Annotated in this window: 11 protein-coding genes; 7 read left to right on the top strand and 4 right to left on the bottom strand. The window is 68.7% G+C overall.

Going from position 1 to position 13220, the window contains the following annotated elements; translation table 11 throughout:
- Positions 1-170 precede the first annotated feature (170 nt).
- The 7 genes from ACO2SS_RS24670 to hydA are packed head-to-tail and all read left to right on the top strand — an operon-like array spanning position 171 to position 6429.
- On the top strand, positions 171-503 hold the full coding sequence (locus ACO2SS_RS24670) for a (2Fe-2S)-binding protein (RefSeq protein WP_423280504.1): 333 nt from the start codon (positions 171-173) through the stop codon (positions 501-503).
- Entirely contained in the window at positions 500-1627 is a 1128-nt protein-coding gene (locus ACO2SS_RS24665; protein WP_423280503.1) for an NAD(P)/FAD-dependent oxidoreductase, read from the top strand. Before ACO2SS_RS24670 ends, ACO2SS_RS24665 begins: the two co-directional genes overlap by 4 nt.
- The gene (locus tag ACO2SS_RS24660; protein ID WP_423280502.1) at positions 1624-2604 is read left to right on the top strand and encodes a dihydrodipicolinate synthase family protein; all 981 of its coding nucleotides are present in this window, start codon (positions 1624-1626) and stop codon (positions 2602-2604) included. The genes ACO2SS_RS24665 and ACO2SS_RS24660 overlap by 4 nt, the downstream gene beginning before the upstream one ends.
- Complete coding sequence (locus ACO2SS_RS24655) at positions 2601-3275, top strand: amino acid ABC transporter permease (protein WP_423280501.1); 675 nt, start codon at positions 2601-2603, stop codon at positions 3273-3275. Before ACO2SS_RS24660 ends, ACO2SS_RS24655 begins: the two co-directional genes overlap by 4 nt.
- On the top strand, positions 3275-4009 hold the full coding sequence (locus ACO2SS_RS24650) for an amino acid ABC transporter permease (protein ID WP_423280500.1): 735 nt from the start codon (positions 3275-3277) through the stop codon (positions 4007-4009). The genes ACO2SS_RS24655 and ACO2SS_RS24650 overlap by 1 nt, the downstream gene beginning before the upstream one ends.
- A gap of 4 nt (positions 4010-4013) precedes the next feature.
- The gene (locus ACO2SS_RS24645) at positions 4014-4934 is read left to right on the top strand and encodes a DUF6282 family protein (protein WP_423280499.1); all 921 of its coding nucleotides are present in this window, start codon (positions 4014-4016) and stop codon (positions 4932-4934) included.
- 10 nt (positions 4935-4944) lie between these two features.
- The gene (hydA, locus tag ACO2SS_RS24640) at positions 4945-6429 is read left to right on the top strand and encodes a dihydropyrimidinase (protein WP_423280498.1); all 1485 of its coding nucleotides are present in this window, start codon (positions 4945-4947) and stop codon (positions 6427-6429) included.
- Positions 6430-6478: 49 nt separating this feature from the next.
- Here hydA and ACO2SS_RS24635 read toward each other — a convergent pair whose 3' ends face one another.
- From ACO2SS_RS24635 to ACO2SS_RS24620, 4 genes are all read right to left on the bottom strand, one after another.
- Entirely contained in the window at positions 6479-7705 is a 1227-nt protein-coding gene (locus ACO2SS_RS24635) for a pyridoxal-phosphate-dependent aminotransferase family protein (protein WP_423280497.1), read from the bottom strand.
- A 170-nt stretch (positions 7706-7875) separates the two neighbouring features.
- A complete protein-coding gene (locus ACO2SS_RS24630) occupies positions 7876-10965 on the bottom strand; it encodes an efflux RND transporter permease subunit (RefSeq protein WP_423280496.1) in 3090 nt (1029 codons plus the stop codon).
- Entirely contained in the window at positions 10962-12053 is a 1092-nt protein-coding gene (locus ACO2SS_RS24625) for an efflux RND transporter periplasmic adaptor subunit (RefSeq protein WP_423280495.1), read from the bottom strand. The genes ACO2SS_RS24630 and ACO2SS_RS24625 overlap by 4 nt, the downstream gene beginning before the upstream one ends.
- On the bottom strand, positions 12050-13150 hold the full coding sequence (locus ACO2SS_RS24620) for an efflux RND transporter periplasmic adaptor subunit (protein WP_423280494.1): 1101 nt from the start codon (positions 13148-13150) through the stop codon (positions 12050-12052). Before ACO2SS_RS24620 ends, ACO2SS_RS24625 begins: the two co-directional genes overlap by 4 nt.
- Positions 13151-13220 lie beyond the last annotated feature (70 nt).

Below are 13220 nucleotides of genomic sequence, written 5' to 3'. Positions count from 1 at the left end.
GGGGGAGGTTCGGATGGGGGACGGGGCACAGGGTGTCCGGACGGAAGCCGTCGGCATCCCGTGGTTCCTGGAGCCTGATTACGAGCAGGCCCGGGACATGATGCTGGACAGCGACAGCCTGCCAAGAGGCCGAACGCGACCGCCGGTTCTCCGACGCGGTCTCCCACCTGATGATGCCCCGCCCGGGCCAGGTCGCAGCCATTCCGGCCGACACGGTCGTGTGCCGGTGCGAGGACGTGACTCGGGCCGAGATCGAGGGAGCCGTGCAGGCGGGCGCCCGCACGCTCGACCAGGTGAAGGCGTTCACGCGCTGCGGGATGGGCCCCTGCCAGGGCCGAATGTGCGGCGAGACCGCCGGCGACATCGTCGCCCTTCAGGTCGGCTCCCGTGCCGCTGCCGGCTGGTGGACGGGCCGCCCCCCGCTTCGCCCCATCCCGCTCGCCGATCTCGTCGGAACCTTCGACTACGGCGACATCCCCGTGCCGAAGCCCGCTCCGCTATGACACCCTCATACGATCTCGCCGTCGTCGGCGCGGGCGTGCATGGCGGCACCGTCGCGCTCCTGTGCGCTCGGGCCGGGCTAAAGACGGTCCTTGTCGAGCGCGGCGACCTGTTCCGCGAGGCGTCCGGCGTGAATGCCGGCACCCTCACGATGCAGATGACGCGCGTTGCGCTCATCCCTTACGCTTTGCGGGCTCACGCGATGTGGGCCTCCGCCCGCGATTGGCTCGGCCACGATGTCGGGGTGGTCGTCTGCGACGGCCTTTCGCTCGCCTTCACGGAGGGCGAGGAAGAACTGCTCGCCTACCGGGCCGGCAAGCGCCGGGAGGCGGGAGCGCCGATCGAGCTCATCGGGCCGGCCCGCGCGGCCGAGGTCGAGCCGGGCCTCGGACCGGGCGTCCGGCTTGCGGGTTACTGCCGGGTGGACGGCTTCGCCAATGCGTATCTCACCGGGCTCGCCTATGGCGCAGCCCTGCGGGAGGCAGGGGTCGCGATCCGGGAGAACACCCCCGTCACGGGCGTCGAGCCGTCCGGCGGCGGCTACTGCCTGAGGACGAAAGGCGGTGAAACAATCCGGGCGCGGCGCGTCGTCCTTGCAGGTGGCGTCTGGCTCGAGCCGATGCTGTCCTGGTTCGGTCTGAACGTCCCCATCGAGGTCCTGGTGAACCAGCTCGGCGTCACCGAGCGCCTCGCGCCCGTAATGCGGACGGTCGTCGGAATCGCGAGCGGCCTTCTGTCGCTAAAGCAGTATCCACACGGCACGGTCGTGATCGGCGGCGGATGGCAGGGCCGGGGCGACCGCGAGCGCGGCGGCGTCGAGCTCGTCCCCGAGAGCCTGATCGGCAACATCCGGCTCGCGTGCCACGCCATTCCCGACCTTGCCGCAAGTCGCCTCGCGCGCGCCTGGGCGGGACTGGAGGCCGAGACGGCCGACGCCTTGCCGATCGCCGGGCCGATCCCGGGCCACGAGGACGCCTACGCCATCGGCAGCGTCCATTCTGGCTACACGAGCGGCCCCTACATCGCCGCGCTTCTCGCCGACCGCATTCTCGGCCGCGAACCCGCACTGCCTCTGTTCCCTCTCGACCGCCTGCTTCCACAGCCGGCCGCAACGGTCCCCGCATGACAGAATTCTCGAAAACCTCCCCGGCGGCGCGTCTCTCGGGAATCCACGCGGCGACGATCTGCCCGTTCGATGGCCGGTTCGAGATCGAGGAGACGGCACTCGCGCGGCACGTCGCGGAGGTCTGCGCGGTTCCGGGCATCGACGGCCTCCTGATCAACGGCCATGCCGGCGAGAACTTCGTGCTGGATCCCGCCGAGAAGGCCCGTGTGGTGTCCGTGATCCGCGCCGCCCTCGGGCCGGACGTGTTCCTCACCTGCGGCATCAATGCGGAATCCAGCCTCCAGGCGGCGCGCGATGCCGAAGCGGCGGAAGCGGCGGGCGCGGACGCAGTTCTCCTGTTCCCGCCGAATGCATGGGGGCTCGGGCAGACCCCTGAAGCCGTGCGCCTGCATCACGAGGCGGTCATCTCCGCCTGCGGCCTGCCCATCGTTCTCTACCAGGCTCCGGTCGGGGCGGGTGGAATGCCCTACCCGGTGCCGACCCTGCTGGACCTCGTGCGGTCGGACCGCGTGATCGGCATCAAGGAAGGGAGCTGGGAAGCCGCGGCCTACGAGCAGAATCGGCGCGCCGTGAAGGCCGTACGCCCGGACATCGCGGTGCTCGGGTCGGGCGACGAGCATCTCCTCGCCTGCTATCTCCTGGGAACGGAAGGCAGCCAGGTCAGCCTCGCCGCAATCGTCCCGGAAGCGGTCGTCGCGCTCTGGCAGGCGGCGCAGGCAGAAGACTGGACGGCTGCGCGCGCCTGGCACGACGCGATCTACCCCCTCGCCGTCGCGATCTACCGGGAGCGTCCCGGCTCCTACGCGACCGCCCGCCTCAAGGCATGCCTGAAGATCCTCGGGCGGCTCGGCGATGACCGCGCGCGGCCCCCGGTCCCGCCGCTTTCGCCGGAGGAGTACCGGCGCCTCGAGGCGGCGCTCGCCCATGCGGACCGGGCTTCGCAAAGCCTGCCCCTCGCCAGGGAGCAGGCTGCGTGAGCTACACCTTCCAGTTCGGACAGGTCACGCCCTATCTCGGCACCCTGGCTGCCGGGGCGTGGCTCTCGCTCCAGATCGCCGCGATCGCGTTCGTGGCCGGCTTCATCATCGGCCTCGTTTGCGCGTCGCTCCTGCAATATGGCGGCCCGGTCGTGCGCCGTATCGTGCGGGCCTATGTCGTGTTCTTCCTGAACACGCCGCTGCTGGTGCAGGTCTTCTTCATCTACTTCGCGATGCCGGATTTCGGGATCGTGCTCGATTCCTTCACCGCCGTGACGATCGGCATGGCGCTGAACGCCGGCGCCTACATGACAGAGATCCAGCGTGCCGGATTCGCCTCGATCCGGCGGGCGGAGGTGGATGCCGCGGAGGCCATGGGCTTCTCCCGGATCCAGATCATCCGGTACGTCGTGCTGCCGCACATCGTGAAGGTTCTCTACCCGGCGCTGTCGAACCAATACATCATCCTGACGATGACGACCTCGATCGCAGCGATTTTCGGCGTCGAGGAACTCACCGGGCGCGCCTACAACATCAACGCGCAGACCTTCCGGTCTCTCGAGATCTTCTCGATTGTCGCGCTCTACTACGTGGTCCTGACGATCGTCGCGAGCGCGGCGCTGTATGCGCTCGGGCGCTACGCCTTCCGCATCAAGGGGAGGATCGCCTGATGCTGCAGACCCTCATGGACGAGGCGCCGCGGTTCTTCGGCTATTACAACCTAGTCTTCCTGGCCCGCGCCTTTCTCTACACGGCGGTGCTGTCGCTCGTCGGGTGCGGGGTCGGATTCGCGGCCGGGTTCGTTCTGGCGATCCTGCGCCACCCGCGCCTTATGCCCCTGGCGCCTGTGCGCTGGGTCGCGACGCTCTATGTCGAGATCTTCCGCCGGATCCCGTTCCTCGTGCTGCTGATGTGCGTCTTCTTCGCGCTGCAGATTCTCGTCCCCAGCATCTCGATGTTCACCATCGCGGCCACCACGGTGGCGCTATCGGCCGCCGCGTACTCGGCCGAGAACGTCCGGGCGGGCCTCGAGGGCATCCACCGCAACCAGTGGGATGCCGCCGAGACGATGAACATGGGCGGCCTCAAGGCGCTGCGTCTCGTCATTCTGCCCCAGGCCTGGTCGATCATCATCCCACCCTCGATGACCTACTCGGTCGGCCTCGTGAAAAGCACTTCGATCGCCTCGCAGATCGGGGTGGTCGAGCTGACCTACGCGGCCAAGGTGCTGAACACGAAAGGCTTCTCGGCCGCGATCAGCTTCGGCACGATCCTGATCCTCTATTTCGTGCTCTGCTACGGCCTGAACGCCTTCGCGTCCTACCTCGAGCGCCATCTCGGCAAGCGCCGGCGCCCTGGCGAGGCGAGCCGGCCCGCGCTTCTTCCCGCATCTCAGACGGTCTGACCTCATGCCCGCCTACGGCACCCATTACCTGCAAGGCGCGGTGGACGTGCACGTGCACGCCTGCCCGCACCTGAACGGCCGCAGCGCCAACGTCTTCGAGGCGGTCCGGGCGGCGGCGGCCGCCGGGATGCGCGGCATCGGCCTGATGGACAATTTCCAGAACAGCGCAGGTTATGCGGCTCTCGCCATGCAGGAGCTCGGCCATCTCGGCGTGGACGTGTTCGGCGGGCTCATCATGCAGCCCGCCGCAGGCGGGGTGACGCTGGAGGCGGCCCGCACCGCCATCGGATACGGCTACGGGCCGGGCACGGGCGCCCGCTTCCTATCGCTTCCGACGCATCACACGAAGGCGGTCGCGCTGCAGGAGGGGCGGACCGGCCTCTACCTCGAGACTGCGTTCGGGGTCCCTGAAACCGGCCCGGTCCCCGACCCCGTCCCGGCGATCCTCGACCTCTGCGCCGAGCACGACATCGTCTTCGATTGCGGTCACGTCTCCGGCCCCGAGGCAGTCCGGCTCGCCGAGGAGGCGAAGGCGCGTGGCGTCAAACGGCTCCGCACCCATGGGAACGGATACGACGAAGACGTGGTGCGGGCCGTGACCGCACTCGGCGGTTATGCGGAGTTCGGCATGTTCGAGCTGACGCACGCCTCGCAGGTCGGCCTCACCCATGTCGATCACGAGAAGCACCGGGCGCAGGCCCGAAGCATGGACGAGATCGCGCCCCGCATCCGGGCGGCCGCAAGCCGAGCCATCGTGTCGAGCGACGCCGGCATCGCCCTGCTCGCGCCCCCGGTCGAGAGCTTCCGACAGTTCCTAGTTCTGCTCGAAGCAGCGGGGTTCGGGCCGGACGAGATTCGGCGCGTGTCCGCCGACAATCCCGCAACGCTGTTCCGCGTCGGCTCGGGGCCGGCGCCTGCTCACTGAGAGCGAGTTCATGGACCACGAGTACGACCTGGTTGTCCGCGGGGGGCTGCTCGCGGGCCCGATGGAGGTGTTCGAAGCCGAAATCGGCGTGAAGGACGGTGTCATCGCGGCGATCGGACGAGGGCTGCGCCGTGGGCGGGAGGAGGTCGACGCCAAGGGCCTCATCGTGATGCCGGGCGGGATCGACCCGCATTGCCACATCGAGGAGCTGGCGCAGGACGGCTCCGTGCACGAGGAAAGCTTCGCCTCGGGCACCGCCGCGGCGCTTGCCGGGGGCACGACCTCGATCATCTGCTTCCTGCCGCAATGGAAGGGGCACTCCATCGCTGCCTCCGCCCCGGGCTACGAGGCGCGGGCGAGCGCGGCCCTGGCGGATTACAGCTTTCACCAGATCATCACCGACCCGACGCCAACGGTGTTGCGGGAGGAGATCCCGGCCCTCGTCGCGCGCGGCATCCGCTCGCTGAAGGTATTCCTGACATACGATCCGCTGAAGCTGACGGACGGCGAGTTCCTGGACGTGCTCACGGCCGCGCGCCGGAACGGGGCGCTCGTGACCGTTCATTGCGAAAACTACGACGCCATCGGCTGGCGCATGCGCGCGCTTCTCGCGGCCGGGCTGACCGACCCGCTCCAGCACGCATGGGCGCGCCCGCCCGTCGTGGAGCGGGAGGCGACGCACCGCGCCATCGCGCTCGCGGAGCTCGTCGACCAGCCCCTCCAGATCTTCCACGTCTCGTGCGAGGAGGCCGCCGCCGAAATCGCCCGCGCGAGAGCGCGCGGCGTGAAGGTCTGGGGCGAGACCTGCCCGCAATATCTCACGCTCTCGACGGAGGATCTGTCACGTCCCGGTTTTGAGGGCGCGAAGTTCGTCTGCTCGCCTGCCCTTCGGGCGAAGGACGAGAACGAGCGCGTCTGGCGGCAGATCCAGGCCGGCACCCTGGACATCGTGTCGTCCGACCATTGTGGCTATTCCTATGCAAGCGCGAAACGCGCGCCCGGCGGCGGCTATGGCCAGGGCGAGGCCTCGCAGCGCCCGGACGGGACGCCAGCCTTCAACGCCATTCCGAACGGGGTGCCGGGGATCGAGACCCGCATGGCGGTCCTGTTCTCGGAGGGTGTCTCGAAAGGGCGGATCGACCTGCCGACCTTCGTCAGGCTGTCGTCCTTCAACGCGGCCCAGCTCTTCGGCCTCGGAGGCCGGAAAGGCACGCTGTCCCCCGGCGCGGATGCGGATCTCGTTCTCTGGAACCCGGATGCGGAGGGGGTGATCGCGAACGACGCCCTCCATCACGCGATCGACTACACGCCTTGGGAAGGATTGCCCGTCAAAGGCTCGCCCGTCGTGACCATTCGACGTGGCGAGATCGCCGTGCGGGAAGGCGAAGTGCTGGCCAGGCCCGGCTCAGGGCGCTTTCTCGCCCGAGGACCCTACGCGCTCGCGATGCCCCGCGGGCTCCCGCCGGACGGGTTCGACGCCGCGGCCTACGCCTGATCGGACCGGATATCTCCGGGCCCGCCTGGGCCCGGAGCGGCGCCGTTCCCTACTCTTCCCAGGCTTTGAGCGCGGCATCCACCCCAGCGCCCGCCGGGGTCGGGTGGCCGGAGGCCCGCAGCACCGCCTCGAGGGCGCCGAGCGTGATCAGCACCTTGTGCTTCATGGCGTTGTAGCCCATCGCGCCGATGCGCCACATCTTGCCGGCCAGCGGCCCGAAGGCGGTCCCGATCTCGATCTGGAAATCCTCGCGCATGCGCCGCCTGACGAGCTCCCCGTCGACACCGTCCGGGATGCGGATGCCGGTGACGTTCGTCATCCGGTAGCGGTCGTCGCCGAACACGGTGAGGCCCATGGCCCGCGCGCCGGCCGTGACGGCGCGGCCCGCGGCCGCATGTCGGGCGAAGCGCGCTTCGAGCCCCTCGCCAAGCACGACGCGCGCGCATTCGCGCGCTCCGTAGAGCATGGTCGTCGCCTCGGTATGGTGGTTGAGCCGCTTCTCGGACCAGTAATCCATGATCATCGCCAGATCGAAATAGTTCGATCCGATGCGGGGCCCATCGCTGTCGTCGAGATCCTCGATGCGGATGCCGCGCTCGACATGCCGCCGCGAGAAGATTCGTTCGGCTGCAGCGTCGGAAACCGTGATGGGGGACGAGCCGGAAGGCCCGCCGAGGCACTTCTGCAGGCCGCCCGTTACGACGTCGACGCCCCAGCGATCGGCCGCGATCTCCATCCCGCCGATGGTCGCGGTCGCGTCCACATAGGAGAGCGCGCCGTATTCGCGGCACAGGGCGCCGAGGCCGTCGAGCGGCTGCGCCATCGTGGTAGAGGTGTCGCCATGCACGGTCGCGACGAGCTTCGGCTCGAAACGCCCCATGGCCGCGCGGATCGCATCGAGCGGAACGACCTCGCCCCAGGGAACGTCCACCGTCTCGATGACGGCACCGACCCGCTCCAGGATCTCCCGCAGCAGCAGCCCGAAGCGCCCGAAATTGACCACCAGAACGCGATCGCCCGGCGCCACGAGACTGACGAGAGCGGCCTCGATCCCCGCTCGCGCGGTGCCGTCGATCAGGAAGGTCCAGGGGTTCTGCGTCCCGAAGATCGGCCGGTAGAGCTGCATCACCTCGTTCATGTAGGCCGTCATCTCGGGGTCGAACTGCCCGAGAAGGTCGGCCGACATGGCTCGCAGCACCCGCGGATGGGCATTGACCGGGCCCGGCCCCATCAGAAGCCGCTGCGGAGGGTCGATCTCGCCGAACCAGTTGCTCACAAACCCTCCTCCGGAACCTTCGCCTGCACTACGGTGCCATAGTCGCGCGCCCGCGAGTTCGGGACGCTGGGGATTTCCCCAGGCGCTTGGCGGCTCTGCCGGGCAGCAATCGGAAGCTGATAGCCGCCGCGGTCAGCAAGGGCTAGCGGCAGCCCATGCTCGAACCTCCGTCAGCCGACAGGCTGCGGCTCGTGCTGCTCCACGTTCGATGCCGCTTCTGCAGGCCCGGGAGCCTTGATCCTGAACCAGGCGAGATACAGGGCCGGCAGGAAGAGCAGGGTGAGCACCGTTCCGGCGATGATGCCGCCCATCATGGCGAAGGCCATCGGGCCCCAGAACACCTCGCCCGCGATGGGGATCAAGGCGAGGCTCGCGGCAGCCGCCGTCAGCATGATGGGCCGCATGCGATGCTCCGTCGCCTCGATCACGGCGTGCCAGGGATGGCGTCCCTCTTTTCGGAGGTGATCGATATGCACCACGAGGATGACGGAGTTCCGGATCAGGATGCCGATCAGCGCGAGCACGCCCAGGATCGCCACGAAGCCAAGCGGCGCTCCAGACGGAAGCAGTGCCGCCACGACCCCGATCAGGCCGAGTGGCGCGACCGCGGCCACCAGAACCAGCCGGCTGAAGCTCTGCAGCTGGATCATCAGGATCGTCGCCATCACGAACAGCATGACGGGAACGATTGCCGCGATCGGGCCCTGCCCCTTCGCGCTTTCTTCCACGGCGCCGGCAATCTCGACGCGATACCCCGCCGGCAACTGGCCGATGAACCGGTCCACCTCGGGCTGGAGGTCGCTGACGATGGTGGCGGGCTGGACCGGCCCGAGAACCGCTGCCCTGATGTTGATCGTCGGAACCCGGTTGCGGCGCCACACGACCGGCTGTTCGAGGTCGTAGCGGAAGGTTGCGACCGCCGCGAGCGGCACCGACTGGCCGTCGCGGCCCGGGATCTGCAGGTTCTGGAACGTGGCGATCGAGCCGCGCTCGGCGGCCTGGGCGCGGCCGACGACGTCGACGAGATAGATCGAGTCCCTCACCTGCGTGACGGCGGCGCCACCGACGATCGAGTTGAGCGTGCTCGCGATGTCCTGGGAGGTCACGCCGAGTTGGCGCGCCTTATCCTGGAGCACATCCACCTTCACGACGCGCGCCGGCTCGTTCCAGTCGTACACGACCGTCCCAATGCGCGGGTCTTTCCCCACGATGGCGGCGAGTTCCTGCGACAGCCTCCGGACGCCCGCGATGTCGGGGCCGCTCAGGCGATAGGCGACAGGGCGCCCCACCGGCGGGCCGAGATCCATGTTGTGGACATAGACGTCCGTCCCCACGAAGTCGCGCCGGCCGAGCGTCTCGAGCCTCCCCCGGACGCGCTCGCGCGCCTCCAGGCTCTTCGTCACGATGACCATCTGGCCGAAAAACGGGTTTGCAGGCTGGACATCGAACGCGAGAACGAAGCGGACCGCGCCCTGCCCGACATAGGACGACCAGTGCGCGATGTCCTCGTCGCCCACCAGCGCCTCCTCGAAGCGGTCCATCTGCGCCTTCGTTTCGGCAATCGAGGCGTTCTGCGGCAGCGTCCAGTCGACGATGAGCTCGGGACGGTCGGACGAGGGGAAGAATTGCTGCTGCACGTAACCCATCCCGACCACGGACAGGCCGAACGCGAGCGCGGTCAGGCCGATCGTGGCCCAGCGCCAGCGGACAGCGAGCAGCAGCAACCAGCGGAACAGGCGCCCGAAGCGGCCCGGCCCGTGCCCGGCATGCTTGAGCTTGCTGGGCAGGATCGTCACCCCGAGAAGCGGCGTAAACAGCACCGCCACGATCCATGAGGTCAGCAGCGACACCGCGATCACGACAAACAGCGTGAAGGTGAATTCGCCGGCCGCGGAACCGTTGAGCCCGACCGGAATGAAGGACGCGACAGTGACCAGCGTGCCGGTCAGCATCGGAAAGGCCGTGGAGGTGTAGACGGCGGTCGCGGCCTTCGCGAGCGTGTCGCCGGCCTCGAGCCGCGCCACCATGATCTCCACGGCGATCATCGCGTCGTCGACCAGGAGGCCGAGCGCGATGATCAGCGCCCCGAGCGAGATGCGCTGGAGCGAGATCCCCCAGAGCTGCATGACGAGGAACGTGATCGCCAGGACGAGAGGGATCGAGAGCGCCACGACGAGCCCCGCCCGCAGCCCGAGCGAGATGAAGCTCACCGCCAGCACGATCACCACGGCCTCGAAAAGCGCGCGCGTGAAGCCACCGACCGCTTCCTCGACGATCTGCGGCTGGTCAGACACGAGATGCACGCCGACCCCGATGGGGAGCTCGGCCTCGATGCGGCGCATCTCGTGCTTCAGCGCCTCGCCGAATTCCAGCAGGTTCGCGGCCGGCTTCATCCCGATCGCGAGGCCGATCGCGGGCTTGCCGTTGTAGCGGAACAGCGATGAGGGCGGATCCGCGTAGCCGCGCGTGATCGTCGCCACGTCGGAGAGGCGGAAGAACCGGTCGTTCACGCGCAGGTTGATCGCCCTGAGGCTCTCCTCGGACTGGAACGAGCCCGAGACGCGCAGGCTGATCCGCTCCGGCCCGGCCTGGACGACGCCGGAGGGCGCAATGGCGTTCTGGGCCTGCAGCGTCGCCACGATGGCCTGTTGGTCGAGCCCAAGGGCAGCGACCTGACGGGTCGAGAATTCGAGGTAGATCACCTCGTTCTGCGCACCGACGAGGTTCACCTTCCCGACATTCGGGACCGTCAGGATCTTGGAGCGGACGCTCTCGACATAGTCCCGGAGCTCGCGCTGGGTCAGCCCGTCGGCCGTAAAGGCGTAGACGTTCCCGAACACGTCGCCGAAATCATCGTTGAAGGAAGGGCCGAGCACGCCGGAGGGCATCTCCCCACGGATGTCGGAGATGATGTTGCGCACGCGGACCCATGTGGGGGCCACGTCGCGCGCCCTCGTGGTCTCCTTCAGGTTCAGGAAGACCGTCGTATGTCCCGGGGAGGTGATCGACCGCGTGAAGTCGAGAGCGTCCAGCTCCTCGAGCTTCCGCTCGATCCGCTCCGTGACCTGGCTGATCGTGTCCTCGACGGAGGCGCCCGGCCATTGCGCCGAGATCAGCATGGTCTTGATGGTGAAGTTCGGATCTTCCTCGCGGCCGAGCCCGCGATAGGCCATCGCCCCCGCGATCATGAAGACGATCATGAAGTACCAGACGAGCGATCGATGCTGGAGCGCCCAGTCCGACAGGTTGAAGGGCTTCATCGGGTGCTCTCGTCCGGGATCTTCACGGATTGGCCAGGCTGGAGGCTGCGCACGCCGGCCGTCACGACACGGGCGCCAGGCGAGAGGCCCGCGGCGACGCTTACGGTGCTCGCACCGGCATCGACGATCGTGATCTCCTGCATTGAGACGGTGCCGGTCGCCGGGTCCACCACCCAGACGAAGCTGCGGCCGTCCTTGTCGAGCACGGCACCGCGGGGCAGCCGGATGCCGCTCTCGGCAGACGTCGCCAGCGTCGCGGTGACGGTTGTGCCCAGTCGGAAGATCTCCGGCGGATTCGACAGCGTCACGCGCAAGCGGCGCGTACGGGTGGCCGGATCGGCCTGCGGCGCGATCTCCCGCAGGACACCCGGGACCTGGATGGTCGGGTCGAGCTGGAGGGCGATCCTGAAATTCGCGCCCGGCTCGAGGTCGCGAGCGACATCCTCGGGCACGTCGAAGGCCGCCTCCCGGATCTCCGGTCGAGCTACCGTCACCACGGCCTGTCCCGGCGAGACGACCTGGCCGACATGGGCCCCGATGGCGGTGACGACGCCTTCGGTGTCGGAGCGCAGCTCCGCATAGCCGAGCTGCTCGCGCGCCTTGACGAGGTTCGCCTCGGCCCGCCTCAGGGCCGCCCCTGCCGACGCCCTCGCCTGCTCGGCGGCCTCGAACTGGGCCTGGGTCGCCGTATTCTGGCCCAAGAGGGTGCGCTGGCGCTCTTCGACACCCGTCGCGTTCTCCAGCTGCGCGCGGGCGCTGAACAGCTCGGCCTCGGCCGATTTCACCGCGAGGTTCAGCGCGACCGGATCGATCGCGGCGAGGCGGCGGCCGGCCGCGACCCCATCTCCGACCTCCACGTCTCGCGAAATCAGGCGCCCGAGGACCCGGAAGCCGAGGCTCACCTGATAGCGTGGCTCGACGGTGCCGGTGAAACCCACCGCCCTAGAAGGCGCGGGCGCGACGACGACGGACAGGACCGGCCTCACCGGAACTTCGGGAGCCGCCTCTTCGCGACAGGATGCCAACGCCACCGCGAACGACGCGACAAGGAGGGCTCGCAGGCAGCTTGAACCGGACATCGCGCTCATCGTGCCGTCTCCCCGACGGGCTCGACGACCTGTCCCGGCCGCAGAAGCTGCTGGCCGCGCGTGACGACCGTCTGGCCCGGATCGATGCCGTCCTTCACCAGGAAGGAGCCGGGCCCGTAGGCGGTGACCGTGACGGGCTTGAGCGATACCTCCCGCGTAGACGCGTCGAGCAGCCAGACCGCAGCGCCGCCCTGCCCGCTCGTCAGGGCGCTCCAGGGCAGGATGATGCCCGGCTTCGGCTTGAGGCGCCCCTTCCCGACGATGGGGGCGCCGAGCGTCATGGCGGCAGGGGGATCGATGATCTCGAACTTCACCCGCACCGTGCCGGTCGCCGGATCGACGGTGGGCGAGATCTCGCGGAGTTTCGCCTGCGCGGTCACCCGCGGGTCGGAGACAAGCGCGACCTCGATCGTGTCGCCGGCCGGCTCGGCCGCGAGCAGCGATTCATAGACGTTGAACACGGCCTCACGCGGCCCGTCCTGTGCCAGCGTGAAGACGGGCTGTGCTGCCTGGACCACCTGCCCGGCTTCCGCATGGCGGGCGGTTATGAGGCCGGCCACCCCCGGCCGCAGGACGGTCTGGGCGAGTTGGTCTTCCGCGGTTCCGAGCTGCGCGCGAGCGACGTCCAGGGCACCTTGCGCCGAGCGAAAAGCCTCCTCGGCCGCGTCGTACTCCCGTCGCGTAGTGTAGCCCTGCCGAATGAGCGATTTTTGACGGTCGAAGGTCGATTCTGCCTGGCGCAGCTGGGCCTCGGCGGCCTGGACGCCCGCGCGTGCAGCGTCCAGCTCGGCCCTCTGCTCCTGCGGGTCCAGGGCGGCGAGCGCCTGATCGGCCCTCACCCGTTCCCCGACCTCCACTCTCCGCTCGACGATGCGCCCGCTCACCCTGAACGAAAGCTCGCTAGCCACCCGCGCCGCGACCTCTCCGGTGAGGACGATTTCGGGAGCGTATTCGGCAACACGAGCCACCTCGACGCCGACGCGCAGAGGCTGCTTGGCAACGCTGCTCTCCTCCTGGCAGCCCGACACGAGGGCGGCGGAGCCGAGCAGGGCGGCCGCTACGGCCGGGCGCCGAACACAGCCGGTCGGCCATGCCATATTCATACCTTTCCGCAGCTTGCGGGAGGCGGCTACATAAATTGACTGACGAGAAAGTCAATGAAATGAT

The organism is Enterovirga sp. CN4-39, from assembly GCF_049446235.1.
GTDB lineage: Bacteria > Pseudomonadota > Alphaproteobacteria > Rhizobiales > Beijerinckiaceae > Enterovirga.
Note: the sequence above shows the minus strand (reverse complement) of the source record. Positions and strands in the feature narration are given on the sequence as shown.